At 61.8% G+C, this 20,114-nt stretch carries 15 protein-coding genes; 8 read left to right on the plus strand and 7 right to left on the minus strand.

Going from position 1 to position 20,114, the window contains the following annotated elements; all coding sequences use genetic code 11:
• The first annotated feature begins 73 nt into the window (after positions 1 to 73).
• Positions 74 to 979, plus strand: coding sequence for an EamA family transporter RarD (gene rarD, locus ACWFVE_RS08915; protein WP_447528917.1), 906 nt, complete (start codon positions 74 to 76; stop codon positions 977 to 979).
• Here the strand turns inward: rarD and ACWFVE_RS08920 are convergent.
• The gene (locus ACWFVE_RS08920; RefSeq protein ID WP_447528918.1) at positions 909 to 2,603 is read right to left on the minus strand and encodes a methyl-accepting chemotaxis protein; all 1,695 of its coding nucleotides are present in this window, start codon (positions 2,601 to 2,603) and stop codon (positions 909 to 911) included. The genes rarD and ACWFVE_RS08920 overlap by 71 nt on opposite strands.
• Before the next feature lie 232 nt (positions 2,604 to 2,835).
• Here ACWFVE_RS08920 and ACWFVE_RS08925 point away from each other — a divergent pair, with 232 nt between their 5' ends.
• The 7 genes from ACWFVE_RS08925 to ACWFVE_RS08955 all read left to right on the plus strand — a co-directional run bounded on the left by ACWFVE_RS08925 (position 2,836) and on the right by ACWFVE_RS08955 (position 13,026).
• Complete coding sequence (locus tag ACWFVE_RS08925) at positions 2,836 to 4,536, plus strand: SulP family inorganic anion transporter (protein ID WP_447528919.1); 1,701 nt, start codon at positions 2,836 to 2,838, stop codon at positions 4,534 to 4,536.
• A gap of 216 nt (positions 4,537 to 4,752) precedes the next feature.
• Entirely contained in the window at positions 4,753 to 5,928 is a 1,176-nt protein-coding gene (locus ACWFVE_RS08930) for a TAXI family TRAP transporter solute-binding subunit (protein WP_447528920.1), read from the plus strand.
• Positions 5,929 to 5,977: 49 nt separating this feature from the next.
• Complete coding sequence (locus ACWFVE_RS08935) at positions 5,978 to 7,981, plus strand: TRAP transporter permease (protein ID WP_447528921.1); 2,004 nt, start codon at positions 5,978 to 5,980, stop codon at positions 7,979 to 7,981.
• 26 nt (positions 7,982 to 8,007) lie between these two features.
• Positions 8,008 to 9,153 carry a TAXI family TRAP transporter solute-binding subunit gene (locus ACWFVE_RS08940; protein WP_447528922.1) on the plus strand — a complete coding sequence of 382 codons (1,146 nt, stop codon included), beginning with the start codon at positions 8,008 to 8,010 and terminating at the stop codon, positions 9,151 to 9,153.
• 139 nt (positions 9,154 to 9,292) lie between these two features.
• On the plus strand, positions 9,293 to 10,699 hold the full coding sequence (locus ACWFVE_RS08945) for an enoyl-CoA hydratase/isomerase family protein (RefSeq protein ID WP_447528923.1): 1,407 nt from the start codon (positions 9,293 to 9,295) through the stop codon (positions 10,697 to 10,699).
• Positions 10,700 to 10,701: 2 nt separating this feature from the next.
• Positions 10,702 to 11,895, plus strand: coding sequence for an acyl-CoA dehydrogenase family protein (locus ACWFVE_RS08950; protein WP_447528924.1), 1,194 nt, complete (start codon positions 10,702 to 10,704; stop codon positions 11,893 to 11,895).
• Between the two features lie 9 nt (positions 11,896 to 11,904).
• Positions 11,905 to 13,026 (plus strand): acyl-CoA dehydrogenase family protein, encoded by a 1,122-nt coding sequence (locus tag ACWFVE_RS08955; RefSeq protein ID WP_447528925.1) that lies wholly within the window; start codon positions 11,905 to 11,907, stop codon positions 13,024 to 13,026.
• A gap of 300 nt (positions 13,027 to 13,326) precedes the next feature.
• On the opposite strand, the gene ACWFVE_RS08960 is transcribed toward ACWFVE_RS08955, so the two are convergent.
• The 6 genes from ACWFVE_RS08960 to ACWFVE_RS08985 form a co-directional block, all read right to left on the minus strand.
• Positions 13,327 to 14,253 (minus strand): electron transfer flavoprotein subunit alpha/FixB family protein, encoded by a 927-nt coding sequence (locus tag ACWFVE_RS08960; RefSeq protein WP_447528926.1) that lies wholly within the window; start codon positions 14,251 to 14,253, stop codon positions 13,327 to 13,329.
• A 47-nt stretch (positions 14,254 to 14,300) separates the two neighbouring features.
• The gene (locus ACWFVE_RS08965; RefSeq protein WP_447528927.1) at positions 14,301 to 15,050 is read right to left on the minus strand and encodes an electron transfer flavoprotein subunit beta/FixA family protein; all 750 of its coding nucleotides are present in this window, start codon (positions 15,048 to 15,050) and stop codon (positions 14,301 to 14,303) included.
• A 184-nt stretch (positions 15,051 to 15,234) separates the two neighbouring features.
• The gene (locus ACWFVE_RS08970) at positions 15,235 to 16,629 is read right to left on the minus strand and encodes a hypothetical protein (protein ID WP_447528928.1); all 1,395 of its coding nucleotides are present in this window, start codon (positions 16,627 to 16,629) and stop codon (positions 15,235 to 15,237) included.
• Complete coding sequence (locus ACWFVE_RS08975) at positions 16,626 to 17,108, minus strand: PaaI family thioesterase (RefSeq protein ID WP_447528929.1); 483 nt, start codon at positions 17,106 to 17,108, stop codon at positions 16,626 to 16,628. The genes ACWFVE_RS08970 and ACWFVE_RS08975 overlap by 4 nt, the downstream gene beginning before the upstream one ends.
• On the minus strand, positions 17,108 to 18,706 hold the full coding sequence (locus tag ACWFVE_RS08980; protein ID WP_447528930.1) for a class I adenylate-forming enzyme family protein: 1,599 nt from the start codon (positions 18,704 to 18,706) through the stop codon (positions 17,108 to 17,110). Before ACWFVE_RS08980 ends, ACWFVE_RS08975 begins: the two co-directional genes overlap by 1 nt.
• Entirely contained in the window at positions 18,706 to 19,857 is a 1,152-nt protein-coding gene (locus ACWFVE_RS08985) for an acyl-CoA dehydrogenase family protein (RefSeq protein ID WP_447528931.1), read from the minus strand. Before ACWFVE_RS08985 ends, ACWFVE_RS08980 begins: the two co-directional genes overlap by 1 nt.
• Between the last annotated feature and the right edge of the window lie 257 nt (positions 19,858 to 20,114).

Below are 20,114 nucleotides of genomic sequence, written 5' to 3' on the forward strand. Positions count from 1 at the left end.
GGTGCTTCTCCTTATCGTCCGGTGTGTGTGAAGATTGTGTGATAGATTAACATTTTTCAATAATGAGGCTGCTATGCTTTCCCCGCCTGCTCGCGATCCTGAAGCTGTCAAAGGCGTTACCTTCGGCCTCACCGCCTACGTGCTTTGGGGCTGCTTTCCGCTCTACTTTGCGCTGTTCGAGGGCGTGCCTGCCCCGGAAGTATTGATTCACCGCATTCTTTGGTCCTGCATTTTTCTGGTCGGGGTGATTACGCTGCTCAAGCGCTGGGCGCCGGTGGTGAGTGCTCTGAAAGCGCCGCGACGGCTGGGGCGGGTATTGGTCTGTGCGGTGCTGATCGGGATCAACTGGGGGCTCTATATCTACGCGGTCGAAAGCCGCCAGGTGCTCCAGGCAAGCCTTGGCTATTTTCTGACGCCACTGGTCAACGTGGCGCTTGGCGTACTGGTGCTGCGTGAAGTAATGGCGCGGCTTCAGGTGGTGGCGGTCGGGCTTGCCAGCATCGCTATTTTGATTCAGTTCTTTATGCTCGGCGAGTTGCCCTGGATCAGCCTGATGCTGGCACTAAGCTTTGGTAGCTACGGGCTTTTTCGCAAGCAGGTGCCGCTCGATGGCCTATCCGGACTTTTCGTCGAAACGCTGGTGCTCTTGCCCCTCGCGCTGTTGGCGCTGACCTGGCTTAGCCTGCAGGGCGAATCGCACTTTCTCACCGATGCGCCGCTTAGCGTACTGCTCATGACCTGCGGCATAGCCACCACCCTGCCCCTGCTCGCCTTTGCCGGCGCCGCTCGGCGGCTGCGCCTGTCGACGCTCGGCTTTTTGATGTATATCAACCCAAGTATCCAGTTTTTGATCGCGCTCACCATCTTCAACGAGCCGCTGGGTACGATTCAGCTCATTACCTTCATCATCATTTGGCTGGGGCTGGCACTCTACTCATACTCCTCGTGGCAGTCACGCCCGCGTTATGAGGCAAGCTAGTCAGCCCTTCGCCACTTAGGCTGGCAGCGCTCTTTTCGCCGCTGGCCCCAAGGCGCTGTGGCGGGTAGCCCACTCGAAAGCCGCCCCAGTGCTTGCCGTTGATGAAAATAGGCACCGAAAGGTCGTGCATGATTTCGCCCGTGTCGCGCTTGTAGGTTTGCAGCAGCAGCGCCTGAGTATGCGCGCCGCAGCGCTTACCGGTCGGGTCGTCGAAGATGCGTTTGCTGCGACAGTACTTGAGATCGAAGGCGTAGTCGCCGGTCGGCGCGTGGCTCACTGCCGCGTTGTGGGTCGGTACATAGCCCTGGCGGTCGCAGGCAATCGCGTAGCTTATCCCGTGCAAGGCCAGTAGCGGCTCTTGTAGCGCCGGTAAGTGTTGGTCGGTAAAGGTATCGAAACCGGTGCGGTAAAGCGCTGGTTGGGTACCCGCCACCTCCTCGTACCGGGTTTGAAAGAGCGCCTCGGTGGTGAGCTCATTTCGAGCGATAGCGCCTTCGAAGAGCGCGCCGATTTGATCCGCCGCGTGGCGGGCCAGCTTGAAGACGTCCTGATGGCGCCCTTTCAAGCGCTGCTGGGCGAGCTCGCCGTCCACCTCCTCCGCCGCGGCCATCAAAGCGCGCGCCTGACCCGCCAAATCGTGCATATTGCGGTTCCCCTCGTCCGCATCCGCTTCCAACTGGCGCAAACTCTCCGCGACCGTCTGGCTATGTCCTTTGGTACTCGCCATCGATTGGGCGACACCGGTGATTTCCTGCTGCACCTGATCGAACTGCCGGGTAATCAAAGCCATGCTTTCGCCAAGCCGGGTCATCCCTTCAGAACGGTGGCGGACCCGGGCCATCAGGTGCTGCATCGTGCTCACCACCTGTTGGCCGCTTTGGTGCATATCCTTGACGAGTGTCTCGACGCTTTGGGTCGCTGTAGAGGTTTTGAGCGCCAGGCTGCGCACTTCGCCGGCCACGACGGCAAACCCGCGGCCGTGCTCTCCGGCCCGAGCAGCCTCGATCGAGGCGTTAAGGGAGAGCAAATGGGTCTGCTCGGCGATCTCTTCGATCATCGAGGTCACGCTACGCACCCGTTCTATCTTCGCGTTGAGCGCCTCCAGCATCTCGAGCGCTTCGTCCGAGCGAGCCGCTACATCGCTCATGTCGGTGACGATCTCGGTCAGCTCATCCCGGTTTTGGTGCCCCGCATCCCGCGCGCTTTCGGCCAGTGAAGCGACTTGAGCAGCGCTGGTACTGACCTGGACGATGGCAGCGTTGATCGCGCTGGTGCTGGTGGAGGCCTCCCGCGCCATGCGTTCTTGCTGGGCCAGGCGTTGATCCATCAGGTCGGCGTAGTGGGAGACTTCCGCCGAGGCGATCGCCGTGCTGCTCGCCCGGCCCATTAACCGATGCGCCATCGCCTTGAGCGAGGCGTAATCCCTGAGCGGTTTGATTCCCCGGGTACGGGCAAGGCGTTGCTGGTCAGCCAGGTAGACGTTGTAAAGCGCCCCGGCGGCCAGCCCCGCTGCGCCAAGCAGTGCGCAAACCAGCGCCAGGTACGCCCAAGACTCACCTCGAATCACCAGTGGGATGGATAGCCCCAGTAGCAGCAAAGGCGCGAGAAGCCGGCATAGCCACATAAGCGGTACTCTTTTTTAGTGGATGTTATTTTTTTGTTTCTTTTAAGCAGGCTAACCTTGTGAGCGCCAAGTCGATGAGTCTACCCCCTTGCTGGCAGTAAAGGAGTAACACTTTGGGGGAACATATTGGTTATTTTTTTAGGCCATGCCGCCATGATTGCTATAACACGTTAATATAACCATAGACCTGAACGTTCAGCGGTTTAAAAGATACTTTGACGGCACGGAGCTTATGTTCAAGCGCTATTTCCCTATTTTGACGTGGCTACCCCATTATCATCGGCGGCTATTCAGCGCGGACCTGCTGGCCGGGTTGATCGTCACCATCATGGTGATTCCGCAGTCACTCGCCTACGCGCTGCTCGCCGGGCTCCCCGCCGTCGTGGGGCTTTATGCGAGCATCCTCCCTCAGCTTCTTTATGCCCTGATGGGCACCAGCCGCACCCTGGCGGTCGGGCCGGTGGCGATCATCGCCTTGATGACCGGCGCGGCGCTCTCAAGCGTCGCCGCGCCAGGGTCAGAGGCCTACCTGGAAGCGGCGCTGGTGCTCTCGCTACTCTCCGGGCTGATACTAGTGGCCATGGGCGCGCTGCGCATGGGATTTTTCAGCAACTTCCTGAGCCACCCGGTCATCTCCGGCTTTTTGACCGCCTCGGGCATTTTGATCGCCGCCAGCCAGTTGGGCAGCCTTCTGGGAATCGAAAGCAGCGGGTTCACGCTGGTCGAGCGCGTGAGAACGCTGTTCCCCCATCTCCCAACGATCAACCCTTATACCGCGGCTATCGGCTTGGGTACGCTGGTGTTTTTGGTGGCCATGCGCCGCTACGGCAAAAGTGGCTTCACGCGGCTTGGCCTGCCGCTGGGGCTTGCGGATTTGCTGACCAAGGCGGGGCCGGTGTTCGCCGTCGTTATCACGACTCTTGCGTGCTGGCATTGGGAGCTGGCATCGAAAGGCGTGGCCGTGGTCGGCGCCATTCCTGGCGGGCTACCCGAGCTGAGCCTGCCGCTTGGCGACGGCGCGCTCTGGAAAGCGCTTTTGGTACCGGCGCTGCTGATCAGCCTGGTGGGCTTTGTCGAATCGGTCTCCATGGGCCAGATGCTTGCCGCCAAGCGGCGCCAGCGGATTTCGCCGAATCAGGAATTGATCGGGCTGGGCGCGGCCAACCTGGCCGCGGGGGTCACCAGCGGCATGCCGGTCACCGGCGGGCTTTCGCGCACGGTGATCAATTTCGATGCCGGCGCGCAAACACCGGCCGCCGGGGCCTTTACCGCGCTGGGTATCGCTATCGTCACCCTGGCGTTTACCGGCTGGCTTTTCTATCTGCCCATTGCGACGCTTTCGGCCACTATCACGGTGTCGATTTTGACCCTGGTCGACATGCCCATGCTGCGCCAAACCTGGCGCTATTCGCGAAGCGATTTCGCGGCCATGGCGGTCACGATCGTGCTAACGCTGACCGAAGGTATCGAGGCCGGGATCATAGGCGGCGTGACGCTTTCCATTGCGCTGTTTCTTTATCGCACCAGTCGTCCGCACAGCGCGCTGGTGGGCCGAGTGCCCGACACCGAGCACTTTCGTAACATCGAGCGCCACGATGTCGAAGCCCCCCAGAACGCCGCCCTGCTACGTATCGATGAAAGTCTCTACTTCGCCAACGCGCGCTACCTCGAAGATACCGTCTACAATTTAGTCGCCAGCCGTCCGGAGATCGAACACGTGGTGCTGATCTGCTCGGCGGTCAACCTGATCGACGCCTCGGCGCTGGAGAGTCTGGACGCCATCAACGCGCGCCTGAAAGATTCCAACGTCAAACTTCATCTATCCGAGGTCAAGGGCCCGGTCATGGACCGGCTCAAACAGAGCGATTTTCTCGAGGCGCTCACCGGTCGCGTGTTTTTGAGTACTTACGCCGCCTGGCGTGAATTTTCCTAGCCACCTTTAAACCTGCCCCCCTTGAAAGCCAGGCCACTGCCTGGCTTTCGAGTCTCTAGTGACCCCATACCCAAGACACTTGATACAACGGCGTTGACATTTGTCTCGCCGCCTATCTACTATCAATTGAAAATTGCAAAACAGAGTACCGCACAGCAAAACAAAAAGTAACGAAATGTAATTATATTCCTACAAGCATAATAATGGAGCCCTTCAATGCGCCCACTCAATCAACGCCTGCTCATCGCTGCCTTACCCTTATCACTGCTGGTCGCGTCCTTGAGCCAGGCCAGTGACAGCGAATCTCCCGACATCGACCTACCCAGCACGATGGCCTGGACGGCTTATGGCACCAACTCAAGCGGCTACGCCCAGGCCGTGGCGATCGGCAACATGCTGCAAAACGAGTACGGATCATCGGTGCGAGTGTTGCCCGGCGAAAACGATGTCTCGAGAATGACACCGCTGAAACAGGGGCGGGTCGACCTTTGCGCCTGCGGAATCGCAAGCTACTACGGCGCAGAAGGCGTGCTGATGTTCGCCGACCGCGACTGGGGTCCGCAGCCGATTCGAGTGATCACCACCTCTACTGCGTCCTTTGGCTTGTCGCTGGCGGTGGCCGGTGATCTGGACGTCGAAACGCCCGCCGACCTGAAAGGTAAGCGTATCGCCTACATTCGCGGGGACGATGCGCTCAACAAGGGCACCGAGGCGTACCTGGCCTTTGGCGGCCTGACTTGGGACGACGTCGAACGCGTGGACTACCCGGGTTATGCGCGCTCCTTCGACGGCATCATCGCCGGCGACGTGGACGCCTCCTTCACGACGACCGTCACGCCCCCCGCCCAGCAGCTCGCCAGCAGTCCACGGGGCATCAGCTGGCCAGTTCTGGATCCCGATGATGAAGCGGGCTGGGAGCGCATGGCCGCCGTCGCGCCCTACTTCCGACCGCACGAAGTGACTGCCGGGGCCGGCGACATCAGCGCCGACAATCCCTTGGCGAGCGCCAGCTATCCCTACCCCATCGTGGTCGCCAACCAGAACCTGGAAGACAACGTAGCTTATGGGCTGATCCGGGCGCTGCAGGAAAATTACGACGACTACAAGGATAACGCTCCCGGTGCCAACGGCTATGCACTGGAGTATCAGGATCTGGAGTGGGTAGTACCGTTTCACGATGCGGTCATCGAGTACTACAAGGAAATCGATGTATGGACCGACGAAATGCAGGCCCATCAAGACCGGCTGGTAGAACGCCAGGACGTGCTATTGCAAGCCTGGGAGACGTTCATGCAGGACGCGCCCAGCGACGATGACGCCTTCACGACCGAGTGGATGAGCGCCCGCGCGAGCGCGTTGAACGACGCTGGTTTCGAGCCGATCTTCGAGTGACACGCCCCGGGGCGGCCTGCGCCGCCCCTGTCGATTGATGGAATCCCTTATGACCACCAATACCCCGCCTGCCGATAACAAGCAGGTAAAAGAGAAGATCAGCCAGATTCGCGAGCTTCCCGACGTCCTTCGCTGGATACCCGCCACGGTGACGGTCATCCTGATGCTGATGACGCTGGACTACCTGTTCAATACGGGACTTTTGACCTTCGTGACCGGGCTCGAGACCCAATTCTATTACGCCGTGGTGGCGCTACTCCTGCCGCTGGTCTTTCTGCTCTGGCCTTTGAGTAGCCGGCAGCAGGAAAAGCCCATCCCCTGGTACGACTACCTGCTGAGCGCCATCACCCTCGCGGTGGGGGGCTATTTCGTCTATAACGCCGTGCCCATTCTTGAGCGCGGCTGGGCCTTTTCCGCCCCGGACGTGGCCATCTACGCAAGCTACGCCTACTGGGTGCTGATCATCGAAGCGGCCCGCCGGGCAGGCGGGCTGCCCATTGCCATCATCGCCGGCCTCTTTTCGCTCTATCCGCTGGTGGCCGACATCGTTCCCGGCCCGATTCAGGCCTTTCCTTCTACACTTGAACAGACCGCCATGTATCACACCATGAGCACCGAAAGCATCATGGGCGTACCGCTTCAAGCCTTTGCCGGGCTGGTCATCGGCTTTCTGGTCTTCGGCGTGGTGCTGCAGAAAAGCGGCGGTGGCAAGTTTTTCATCAACCTGGCGTTTGCGCTACTGGGCCATGTCCGCGGCGGGCCGGCCAAGGTGTCGATCTTTTCAAGCGGGCTGATGGGCTCGATGAGCGGCAGCGTGATCAGTAACGTGCTGACCACCGGCGTGCTGTCGATTCCCGCCATGCGGCGCATCGGCATGAGCCGCTCATTCGCCGGGGGCGTCGAGGCCTGTGCGTCCACCGGCGGGGTGTTGATGCCGCCGGTAATGGGCGCCACCGCCTTCGTCATGGCGATGTTTCTGGATATTCCCTACTCCGCGGTGGCCCTGGCCGCCGTCATCCCTTCGATTCTCTACTTTCTGGGTCTGTTCATTCAGATCGACGCTTACGCAGCGCGCAACGACATTCAGGGGCTGCCCGCCGTCGAGCTCCCTTCGCTGAAACAGACCCTCAAGGAGGGCTGGTACTTCATCTTCGTATTCGGCCTGCTGGTCTGGATGCTACTGGTGATGCAACGCGAAGCCGTTGCGCCCTTCTACGCCACTGCCCTGCTGCTGGTACTCAACCAGCTTTCCAAACACAACCGCTGGGGCTGGTCGGACGTCACCGACACGCTCTCCTCGGCGGCCAAGCTTTTCGCCGAGCTGATCGCGATTCTGGCCGGCGTCGGCATGCTGGTAGGCGCGCTTTCCATGACCGGCCTTTCCGGCACCATCGCCAACGACTTCATCAATATCGCCGGCGGCAGCGTACCGCTTCTACTGATCATGGGTGCGGCCACAAGCTTCGTGCTGGGTATCGGCATGACCGTGACCGCAGCCTACATCTTCCTGGCGGTCGCCCTGGCGCCGGCATTGATCCAGGGCGGCGGTCTGGATCCGATGGCGGTGCACATGTTCATTCTGTACTGGGGCATGCTGAGCTTCATCACCCCGCCGGTGGCCTTGGGTGCCTTTGCCGCGGCCACGGTGGCCGGCGCCCGCCCCATGGCCACTGGCCTTCAGGCCATGCGCCTGGGCAGCGTGATCTACTTCATTCCTTTCCTGTTCGTGCTCAATCCGGCGCTGATCATGCAGGGCGCGCCGCTTCTGATCGTGGCCGTGTTCGTCCAAGCGGTCGTGGGCATCATCTTGTTCGCCTCGGCGATGCAGGGCTACCTCATGGGCGTAGGAAGACTCGGCTACGGTATCGTGCAGGAGAGCGTCATTCGTACGCTGGTGCTGGTGGCAGGACTTTTACTGGCACTGCCCGGCGGTGGCATGGTGCCGCTGAGCCAGCTCGAGCTGATGGGTCTGGCGCTGGCCGCGCTGATACCCGGTGTACTGTTGGCGCGCTATTGCCAGCGACGCCATGGGCCCACCACCCACGCCGCTTGACTCACACAACGGACAACGAGGATACAATGCGTATGACAACAACTCTTTCCCTCGCTCTGGGCGCCGTGGCCGCCGGGGTACTGCTCGCCGGCCCCGCTTCGGCCATGCCGGCGACTCTGAACTGGACCTCCTACGGTACGGGGACCAGCGCCAACGCGCAGATCATGGCCATCAGCCAGCTTTTGCAAAACGAATATGGTACCCAGTCCCGGGTCATCCCCGGCGAAAACGACACCATGCGCATGACCCCGCTCAAGACCGGTCGGGTGGATCTTTGTGCCTGCGGCATCGCCAGCTACTACGGCGCCGAAGGCGTGATGATGTTCGCCCGACCCGACTGGGGACCGCAGCCGATTCGCGTGATCACTACCTCGATGGCGGGCTTTGGGCTCGGCATGGCGGTGGCCGGGGATGTGGAGCTCGACACGCTGGCCGACCTGGAAGGCAAGCGACTGGCCTACCTGCGCGGCGATGACGCCTTGAACAAGGCCGCCGAGGCTTATCTGGCGTTCGCCGGCCTGACTTGGGAGGACGTCGAACGGGTGGACTTTCCCGGCTACAACGCCGCCTTCGACGGCATCATCAGCGGCCGTGCCGATGCAGCCATCACCACCACCGTCACCCCCGCCTCACAGCGTCTGGCCGCAAGTCCCAGGGGGCTTCAGTGGCCCGCGCTTCCCGTAGAAGATGAGGCGGGCTGGTCAAGAATGCTCGCGGTCGCGCCCTACTTTCAGCCCCACCAGGTCACCTCCGGCGCCGGTATCGATCCGGACTCGCCGCTTGCAAGCGCCAGCTACCCCTACCCGATCGTGGTGAGCAATGCGGATCTCGAGGACACGACCGTTCAGGGGCTGATCACGACGATGGTGGCGTCCTTCGACGACTACAAAAATAATGCGCCCGGCGCCAGCGGCTACGCGCTTGAAAACCAGAACATGACTTGGGTGATCCCGTTTCACGACGCCGTGGTCGACTACTATCGCGAGCGCGGCCTCTGGACCGACGCGATGCAGGCGCACCAGAACGCCCTGGTCGAGCGCCAGACGCTGTTGCTGGAAACCTGGGAGAACTACAAGGCGGATGCCCCGACCCAGGAGCAAGCATTCATCGACGGCTGGATGGCCGAGCGGCGCACGGCCCTGGAAGATGCCGGGTTGGATCCGGTCTTCTGAGTCGCATGATAGCCGAATCGACACAGATTCCGCAAAGCGAAACCATATTTCGTTTTATTGACTAAGCTCCCCTCTTTAGACATGATCGGGGAAGTCATCAGTGAATCTGAACTTTCCAATGCTCAAAAGTGAGTAAGCCATGACCGTCTCGTACCAGCGCCAGGGTGATATCGGCGTTATCGAAATTTCCAACCCGCCCGTCAACGCCTTGGGTCACGCCGTGCGAAGTGGCCTGGTCGACGCGCTCGAGGAAGGCATCGCCGATCCGCAGACCCAGGCTCTGGTGCTGCTGGCAAGCGGACGCACCTTTATCGCGGGGGCGGATATTCGCGAATTCGGCAAGCCCTCTCAGCACCCGATACTTCCCGAGGTGGTAAACGAACTCGAGGCAAGCCCGAAACCACTCATCGCCGCCTTGCACGGCACCGCACTTGGCGGCGGGCTGGAAGTGGCACTTTGCTGTCATTACCGGGTCGCCCTGAAAGGCACGCGCGTCGGCCTGCCAGAGGTCAAGCTCGGCCTTCTCCCCGGCGCCGGCGGTACCCAGCGCCTGCCGCGTTTGACCGGCGTGACGCGGGCGCTGGACATCATCACCAGCGGACGCTTCGTAAGCGACGAAGAGGCCCTCGAAGCGGGCATCATCGATGCCGTAAGCGATGCCGAAACGCCACTGGAAGCTGGACTGGCAGCCGCTCGAGAGATCCTGGCCGGCCACGTCAAGGCGCGCATCACCGGCGAGCTGCCCGCCCCGCCACCCGACCCCGAGGCCATCAAAGCGACCCGGACGCGCCTTGAGCAGGAGGTACCCGCGCTTTTTTCACCGTTTCGTATTGTCGAGGCCATCGAGGCATGCACGACGTCAGTATCGATTCGAGACGGTCTTGACCGCGAGCGAGCGCTTTTCATGGAGTGCATGGAGTCGCCCCAGCGAGCCGGGCTGATTCACCTGTTCTTCGCCGCGCGCAGCCCGCACCAGGTGCCGGATGTCGAAAACGCCGAACCGTTCAAGCGCCTCGCCTTGATCGGCGAACACCCGCTGTTCGAGAAGCTTCAGGCGGCCGCGCCGCGCGCCGGGCTCGAGCTTACCAGCCCCCCGAACGCGGACACCGAGCTTTGCATACTCGCCCCCGACACCTCGGCTGACGGCTGCCCGACAGGTGCCCACTGCCTGACGCTACAGACCATCGGTCACGGCGATGACAGCGCTACGCTGAGCCTGGTGCTTACCGAAAACGGCCCCTTCAACGAGCTGGTCAATCGCGGCGTCGATGCCCTGACTCAACAGCGCGTCGCGCTCACGCTGAAAGCGCTGCGCCAGAACGTGGTGGCCACCCGGAAACGAAGCCTTCTGGACACGCTCAGCGCCGCCGCGCAACACACAGGCGACGCCCACTCGGCGCTCGAAGACGCAAGCATGGGGATCGTCGAGCGCGGCGAATGCTACCGGGAAAGCGATATCGACCTGCTGGCCGTGGAGGCGCTGAACTACCCGCGCCATCTAGGCGGGCCGCATCGCCAGGCTACGCTTGGCACAAAGGAACCCTGACCATGAATCTCACTTTCAGCCCCGAAGAACAGGGCTTTCGCAGCGAGGTGCGCGCGTTTCTCGCCGACGCCTTACCCAGCGATATTCGCGAGCGCGTGCGCCTGGGGCGCCACCTGCGCGCCGACGATCACCTGCGCTGGCAGAACATCCTCAGCCAACAGGGCTGGCTTGCTTCCAACTGGCCTGTCGAGCACGGCGGCCCGGGCTGGGGGCCGGTACAGCGCCATATCTTCGACGAGGAGTGCGCCGCCGCTCATGCGCCGACCGTTGTGCCTTTCGGCGTCAACATGGTGGCGCCGGTCATCATGAAGTTCGGTACCCCCGAACAGCAAGAACGCTACCTGCCGCGCATTCTCGACAACCGAGACTGGTGGTGCCAGGGCTACTCGGAGCCCGGCGCCGGCTCGGATCTGGCGAGCCTTAATACCCGCGCCGTCCGTGAGGGCGATCACTACATCGTCAATGGCCAGAAGACCTGGACCACCCTCGGCCAGCACGCCAACATGCTGTTCTGCCTGGTACGCACCGACCCAGCCGCCAAAAAGCAGGCCGGCATCACTTTTCTGCTGATCGACATGCAGACCCCGGGCATCACGGTGCGCCCGATCGTGACGCTGGACGGTGCCCATGAAGTGAACGAAGTCTTTCTGGACAACGTTCGCGTACCGGTCGAGAACCGTGTGGGCGAAGAGGGTCAAGGCTGGACCTGCGCCAAGTTCCTGCTCACTCATGAGCGCACCGGCATCGCAGGGCTTGGCCACGCCAAGCAGGCGCTTCGCCACCTGAAATCACTGGCGAGCCACGTCGAGCACCGCGGCAAGCCCTTGCTGGAGCTGCCGAGCTTTCGCCAACGCGTGGTCAAGGCCGAACTCGAACTCATGGCGCTGGAAGTGACCAACCTTCGCGTGATCGCCGCCGCCCGCGATGGCGGCGCCCCGGGCGCGGAAAGCTCGCTTCTGAAGGTGCGTGGCTCGGAACTTCGCCAGGAACTCAGCGAGCTGACCCGGCGGGCGCTCGGCCCGGCGGCGGTGGCGTTCTTCCCCGACTTTCTCTATCGCGACGAACCGCTGGACGAGGCGTATGCCCAGAGTGCGGCGGCAAGCGGTCAGTATTTCAACCGGCGCAAGCTTTCCATCTACGGCGGCGCCAATGAAATACAAAAAGGCATCGTCGCCAAAACCATTCTCGGCATGTAAGGGGGTCCCATGGATTTTGCTTTGACCGACGAACAACGCATGCTCGAAGAGACATTGACCCGCCTGGTGGCCGATCGCGTCTCTCCGGAGCAGCGGCGCGCCATGCTGGCCAAGCCCTCCGAGGGCGCGCGTACTACCCTCTGGCAGACTTTCGCCGAGCTCGGCCTTCTGCATATGCCCTTCAGCGAAGAGGCGGGTGGGCTTGGCGGTGACGGGACTGACCTGATGATCATCCTGCAGGCGCTGGGCCGGGGGCTTGTGCCAGAACCCTACCTGTTCGCCTTGGTGCTGCCTGGCCAACTGCTGGCACTGACTGCCGACGGCGAGCAGCAAAACCGCTGGCTTGCGCCGCTGCTCGAAGGCGAACACCAGCTGGCGCTCGGTTGGCAGGAGGTCGCCGCCCGTTACGACGCGCGGGCGATCACCACCCACGCTCGCCAGATAGATGGCCAGTGGTGTCTCGACGGCCGAAAGGATCTCGTCATGAACCTGGACGCCGCCGCCGCGACACTGGTTACCGCGAAACTTGAAAGCGGCAAGTTGGGGCTGTTCCTGGTGCCCGCGGATACCGCCGGTGCCCGCACCTTTACCTATCAGACCATGGACGAGCAGAGCGCCGGGGACCTGACCCTGGATAACGTCATGCTGGCTCCAGCGTACTGCCTGAGCGAAGACGCCGAGAGCGTGCTCGAAGAGACGCTCGCAATCGGCCGTGCCGGGCTCTGCGCCCAGGCGATCGGTGCCATGGAGACCGCCTGCGATCAGACGCTTGCCTACCTCAAGGAGCGCAAACAGTTCGGTATGCCTCTGGCGACGTTTCAGGCGCTGCAGCACCGCATGGTGGATATGCACCTGCATCTGGAACAGTCACGCTCCATGGCGATTCTGGCGGCCACCAGCCTTTCGCTGTCACCGCTGGATCGCGACGTCAAGATCGCCGCGGCCAAAGCGTATTGCGGCGAGTCAGCGCGCTTTATCGCCGAACAGGCCATTCAGCTTCACGGCGCGATGGGCATGACCGAAGAGTGCTATGTAGCCGCCTACGCCAGGCATCTGGTGATGTTCGATCATTATCTGGGGGATAGCGATCATCACCTTGAAATCGTTAGCGAGCACCTGAGCGCCGCTTGAGGAATCCTCTTTCATGACATCCCGCGACCACAGGGCTTCACACCCCCAGATGGCATCCCACACCACCATGGTCGTCATCGTCAGCGCCGTGAAAGCGGCGTTGTAGAGGCTGTCATCAATCAACCGAACGTACGCAACGCCTTGAGCGAGAAGACCGCCCTGCGCTCGACGATGCGCTGAGGAACGCTGCGGAGAACCCGCAGGTGCGCTGAGCTATACTGCACGGTGAAATTAGTGCCTGATCGAATGAACGCAATAAATGTAAAAGGCCCCTTTCGGGGCCTTTGAAAGCAAAGCCGTTTACAGCTTGCTCTCGAGCGCCGGCAGAAGCTCGAATAGATCTCCCACCAGCCCATAGTCCGCGACCTGGAAGATCGGCGCCTCGTCGTCCTTGTTGATCGCCACGATCACCTTCGAGTCCTTCATCCCCGCCAGGTGCTGAATGGCGCCGGAAATGCCCACCGCGATGTAGAGATCCGGGGCGACGATCTTGCCGGTCTGGCCCACCTGCATGTCGTTGGGCACGAACCCCGCGTCCACCGCGGCCCGTGAGGCGCCCACCGCTGCGCCCAGCTTGTCGGCAATGCCGTCGAGCAGTTTGAAGTTCTCGCCGTTGCCCATGCCGCGCCCGCCGGAGATCACCACCTTCGCGCCGCCAAGCTCCGGGCGGTCGGACTGCGCGAGCTCTTCCCCGACGAACTGCGACTGGGCGTTCTCGATCACGGTGTCCACCGCTTCGACCGCGGCGGCGTTGTCGCTGCCCACCGCATCAAACGCCGTGGTGCGCACAGTCATGACCTTCAGCGAATCGTCACTTTTGACCGTGGCGATGGCGTTGCCGGCGTAGATCGGGCGCTTGAAGGTCTCCGGGCCGTCGACCGCGACGATCTCGGAGAGCTGGCTGACGTCCTTGAGCGCAGCGACGCGCGGCAGCACGTTCTTGCCCGTGGTCGAGGCGCTGGTGAGGATATGGGTGTAGTCGTCGGCGAGCGCCACGAGCAGCGCCCCCAGCGGCTCGGCGAGCTGGTGGGCGTACACGGCGTTGTCTGCCAAGCGAACCCGGGTGACGCCGTCGAGCTTCGCGGCGTTGTCGGCGGCGGACTGCACGCCCTCGCCAGCCACCAGCACGTCGATGTCGCCGCCGATCGCGCGGGCAGCGGCCACCACGTGGGCGGTGGCGTCAAGCAGATGGCCGTCGTGGACGTCGGCCAGAACCAGAATACTCATAGGGAACTCCTTGTAAACGGGGAAGAGGCGGTTAAAGCACCCTGCTTTTAAAGAACCTTCGCTTCGTTTTTGAGCTTGTCGACCAGCTCATCCACCGAGGCCACTTTCACGCCGCCCTTGCGCTCAGCCGGGGTCTCGACCTTCACAAGGCTTACTTTTGAACCCACCTCGACGCCGTAATCCGCCGGGGTTTTCACATCGAGGGGTTTTTTCTTGGCCTTCATGATGTCCGGAAGCTTCGCGTAGCGCGGCTCGTTCAGGCGAAGGTCGGTGGTGACGATCGCCGGTAGCGACAGCGACAGGGTCTGAAGGCCGCCGTCGATCTCGCGGGTGACCGTGACCTGGTCGCCGTCGATGGCGACTTTCGAGGCGAAGGTTGCCTGAGGCAAGTTCGAAAGTGCGGCCAGCATTTGTCCGGTCTGGTTGTTGTCGGTGTCGATTGCCTGCTTGCCGAGAATGACGAGATTCGGCTTTTCTTCGTCGACCACTTTGGCCAGCAGCTTCGCGACCGCCAGCGACTCGACGCGCTCGTCGGTCTCGATCTGGATCGCGCGGTCGGCGCCAAGCGCAAGCGCAGTGCGCAGCTGCTCCTGGGCCGCCTTCGGGCCAATACTCACGGCGACCACCTCGGTGGCCACACCCTGCTCCTTCATGCGTACCGCTTCTTCCACGGCGATTTCGCAGAAAGGGTTCATGGCCATCTTGACGTTGGTCAGGTCCACATCCGAATGATCCGCCTTGACGCGGATCTTGACGTTGTAGTCGATGACGCGTTTTACCGCGACGAGAATTTTCATAGGGGCGCTCCTGCCTGGTTTATCGTTTTGCGGGTAAGCGGCGAAAGAATCGCCCGGCCGTAAATTCCGCAAGGCAAAATGTTATTTCAATTTATACAATAAACAGTAAAAAAACCCTGCGCAAAGGTCAAGCGCTTCACTGGGTAAACCCGCCCCGTGCAAGTTTCCATACAAGCGTTGTGCCCTAAAACGGGGACCAGCCAAACCAGAACGCGAGCAGCGGCACGGCCACCAGCATGAAACGTCCGTTCCACCGATACCCGATCTGCGTGGTGGAGACACCGGTAAAGCGCGACAGGGTCAGCATGGAGGCCGTCATCGGTGATGACATCAGCGACAACGCCCAACCCACCATCAGCGACGCGGCAATGAGAACGGGGGGCAGGCCGTCGATATTCAAGGTCGGCAATAGCCCCGCCAGCAAAGTCACCGTGACGATAGGATTCACCCCCACCTGAGCCAGCCCCAGCACCGTGAGCATGACCAACACGGTGTTCCAGGTGCCCAAGGGGTCGAGTACCGTTAAAAGCGGCGCCAGCGCTTGAGTGTCCACCAGACCGATACATAGATGCCCCAGGTACCCCGCCGACCCGAGCACCACGATCTCGTTGGCACTGGGCGACAGCAGCCAGGGAAGCTTACGATGCGCGGTTTCAAGGGCGGCGGGCAAACCCGCGTAGCCAAGACGGCGGCGCTGCCAGGCAAGCCATATCAACGCGCTGCCAGGTGCCCCCAGCAGTGCAGCGATGGGCAGACGTACCTCGAGCAGCCAGGCAATCGATACGACCAGCGCGACCACGGCCGTCAACAGCACGCTGAACCACACAAGCGGTTCAAGCGAGGGGGGCGCCAGCGCCTGGTTGGCCGGCGGATGGGGGCCGGTCAGATAATCCACCATCCAGCCGGCCAGAAAGGTCAGGCCCGCGGCGAAGAGAATATAGGGGGCGAGTTCCAGCCAGGTGATCTGAGGGATGCTCGACAGCACCACGGCGACCCCCATTCCCATGGGAGAAATCAGCGGCGCCAGCGCAAAGCCACGCAAAAGCGCCAGCATCATGCGGCGCTGGCGCGCCTGACGAACCCATACGCGGCCCTGCGCCGCTTCGAGGGTATTGCTCTTCTCGATCATGGCGGCGAACAGGTTCAACACCCCGATATTGAGGATGATGCCAAACAGCATCGAGCCAAACGAAAGGATCGGGTAGCGCCGGCCGGGCGGCTGTAACAGCATGGCCTGGCCGCAGCGTCGCACCAGAGGCGAGCGATAAGCGGGAAGACGCATCATGCCAAGCGCCACCACGAAAGTGGCGAAGAAAGCGAAACGCCCACCGGCCTCGAAGAGCAATTGACCCGGTGATGACGAGTACCCAAGCGCCATCACCGTCACCAGGCCCGCGACGATAAGGAGTCCCTTGGCCATACGGTTCAGCTGCCCGGCCAGGGTGGCGAGATAACCAATCAACGCCGCGATGGCGACTGCCTGGGCGCCGCTTGCCACCGCACCGTCGACCACCAGGTAAATCAGCGTCGGGGCAGTGACCAACAGCAGCAGTGACACCCGCAAGCGGGCAAGCGTCACTCGCGATGCTCTCTCAAGCGCTCTTTGAGCGTCTCGATGGGGACCCCCTCGGGAGATTCGCTGCCGCGAAGACGTTTGAACGACCCTTCACCCATAGCGATCAGATTGCCCCGTTCATCGACGACCTCGGCGCTGGCCATGTAGATCTTGCGCCCGCCGCCGCGCAGCACGCCGGTGGCGCGCAGCACTCCCTTCTTCGCCGGCCCCACGAAGGTGGTACTAAGCGAGAGCGTCACGGCGCGCCGAGCATTACCCGCCACGGGGCAGTAGAGCCCGGCCAGGCTCAAGGCGTTGTCCAGCAGCGAGGAGAGCACTCCGCCGTGGACGTTGCCGCTTCGATTGACATGCTTTTCCGCGAGGGTCAACTCGACCACGGCGCGCGCATCGCTCCACTCGGTGACACAAATCCCCAGCAGGTCGTTGAAGCCGCCGGGCTCATCCACCAGGGCTTGGGTCTGAGTATCGTCGGCTCGACGCATCAGCTGCCCTCCTGCTGTGCCATGTCGCGCAGGCGTCCTTTAAGAATCTTGCCGGTCGCGGTCGAAGGCAGCGCTTCCATCAACACGATTTGCGTGGGCCGTTTATAGGGCGCCAGACGCTGGGCGATAAACGCCTTGAGTTCGGCAAGGTCGGGTTCGACGCCTTGCTCGCACTGCACGAACGCCACCACCTCTTCATTACCCGCCACCTGACGCCCCACTACGGCGGAAAGCGTAATGGCCGGGTGCTCGTTGATGACCGCCTCGACGTCCGGCGGATAAATATTGAAGCCCGAACGAATGATGAGCTCCTTGCTGCGCCCAACGATATAAAGCTGGTCGTCGTGGTCGACTTTGGCGATATCACCGGTATTGAGCCAGCCATCCTCGGTCAGCGTCCGGCGCGTCGCCTCCGGCTGGCGGAAGTAGCCCTTCATGATATTGGGGCCCCGCACCCAAAGCTCCCCCACTTCCTCGCCGGGGTTGTCACCGGTCGTACTGCTGCCAAGAGGCTCGAGACGGTACTCGAGAAGCGGCAGCACCCGCCCCACCGTATTGTTGGTGTGACGATCGTCGATACGCGTCTGGCTGATGGTCGGGCTGGCTTCGGTCAAACCGTAGCCATTATGCAGCGTTAGGTCGAAGACCGACTCGACCCGGCTCTTGGTATCGCTGTCCAGGGGCGAGCCACCCGCCGAGATATAGATAAGCGCCGGCGCTTTCAGCTCGCACTGCTCACGCTTCAAGTACTCCAGCGCCCGGGCGTACATCGCGGGCACCCCCTGAAGCACGCTGATACGCTCTTCCTCGAGGGTTTTTATTAGATGCTCGGCGTCGAAGCGTGGCACCGTGTAAAGGCAGGCTCCGTTATATAGCGAGCCCATGCATACCGAGGAGAGGCCAAAGACGTGAGAAAGCGGAAGAACCCCGTAGACGCGTTGGCCTTCGCTCAAATGGCGCATTCCGCCGGAAATGGAGGCGATGTAGAGGATGCCGCGGTGAGTCAGCATCACGCCCTTGGGCACGCCCGTGGTGCCCGAGGTATAGATCATCGCGGCCACTTGATCGGCACCGCTTGCGCTCACCGGTTCCGGGTCGCTATCGAAAAGGGCCGAAATGGCCAACCCGCCAAGCCTGGGATGCTGATAGCGGTCGGCTCCGTGGCGCTCGGCGTGACGCGTCGCGTCAATCGAGGCTTCGCAGGTGTATATGACGCGCCGGGGCAGGCAGTTAGCCTGGATCAAATCGATTTCCTGGGCCGAAAGCCTGGAGTTGACGATCGCGACCCAGACATCCATTTCGCTGGCGGCCAGTAACAGCACCACCAGCGCCCGGCAGTTTTCGCTTACCGTCATCAGCCGGTCGCCAGGGCGCAGCCCCTGCTGCGCAAGCCATTCACAGGCCGCGCGTATTTCCTGGCCAAGTTCGGCGTAGCTCCAGCGCACGCTGCCATCGACAATGGCCGGATGGTCGGCGAGGCGCTCGGCGTTTTCCAGAACCCGGGTACTGAGGCGCTCGGGCAGCCGAGCTACCAAATCGCTTGCAAGCGAGCCGAAGATATCCTCATCCGGCGCCTGATAGGGAACCGATAGCGTCATCAGGAGGCCTCCCGCACCATGTTTCGGGCGATGACCAACTGCTGGATCTGCGTGGTACCTTCATAGATGCGAAATAGGCGCACGTCCCGGTAGAAGCGCTCGACGGGATACTCGGACATGTAGCCCGCACCGCCGTGAACCTGTACCGCGCGATCCGCGACCCGCCCTACCATTTCGGCACAGAAGAGCTTGCAGCAGGAAGCCTGGGTCGAGACGTTCTCGCCGTCATCCTTGCGCCGCGCGGCATCCATCACCATGGTCTTGCCGGCGTAGGCTTCGGTCTTGCTGTCGGCAAGCATCGCCTGCACCAGTTGGTGCTCGGCAAGTGCCGCGCCGAACTGCTTGCGCTCCATGGTGTAGTTGAGCGATTCCTCCACCAGCCGGTCAGCAACGCCCACGCAGACCGCCGAAATATGTAGCCTGCCACGGTCGAGCACCTTCATGGCCGTCTTGAAGCCTTGCCCCTCCTTGCCGCCGATGATGTTCTCGGCAGGCACCCGGCAGTTGTCCAAAATGATATCGCAGGTATGTGCGCCCTTCTGGCCCATCTTACTGTCCGACGGTCCGCGGTGAAGCCCCGGCGTATCGCCTTCGACGATGAACGCCGAGATACCACCGGCTCCCTTATTGCTCGGATCGGTTCGCGCCATCACGGTGAAAAGATCCGCCTCCGGGCCATTGGTGATATAGCGCTTGGTACCGTTGAGAATGTAATGGTCGCCGTCGCGCACCGCGGTGGTACGCAGGCTCGCAGCGTCGGAGCCGGAATCGGGCTCGGTCAGGCAAAAGGAGCTCAGGATCTCGCCGGTGGCCAAGCGCGGCACGTAACGGGCTTTCTGCTCTTCGGTGCCGTCGATCAGAATGCCTTGGGCGCCAATTCCGTTATTGGTTCCGAAAACCGAGCGAAAAGCCGGCGATGTCTTGCCGATTTCCATGGCGACCAGCGCCTCTTCCTCCATGGTTAGCCCCAGGCCACCGTACTCTTCGGGAATGGAAAGGCCGAAAAGCCCCATTTCCTTCATTTCCGCCAGCAGCTCGGCAGGAACCGCATCGTCCTCGGCCAAGCGTGCTTCGTTGGGTATCAAGCGCTCACGGACAAAACGGGAGATGGTATCGACAAGCTGGTTGATCAATTCGGGATCGCGAATCATGACGGCTCCTGGGATATAGAGAGTGGCGTTTTGTGATCGTCGAAAACACAGGGGTATTGTTATTGATGCGCGTTTCGAACACGCCTTGGCCGCGAAGAGTGGCTGTCGCGACCACTATTTTGCATAGCGAAATTAAAGTCCGCACTTCTTGTCAAGCACTTTTGCATAGCCTAGGATGGCAGTCAATAATTGAAACATGGTTTTGCAATGCAAAATTGCACACTGTTTTACCATTGATTGGCATAGAGGATTTGGCG

The sequence above is a fragment of the Vreelandella mediterranea genome (genome assembly GCF_970647075.1).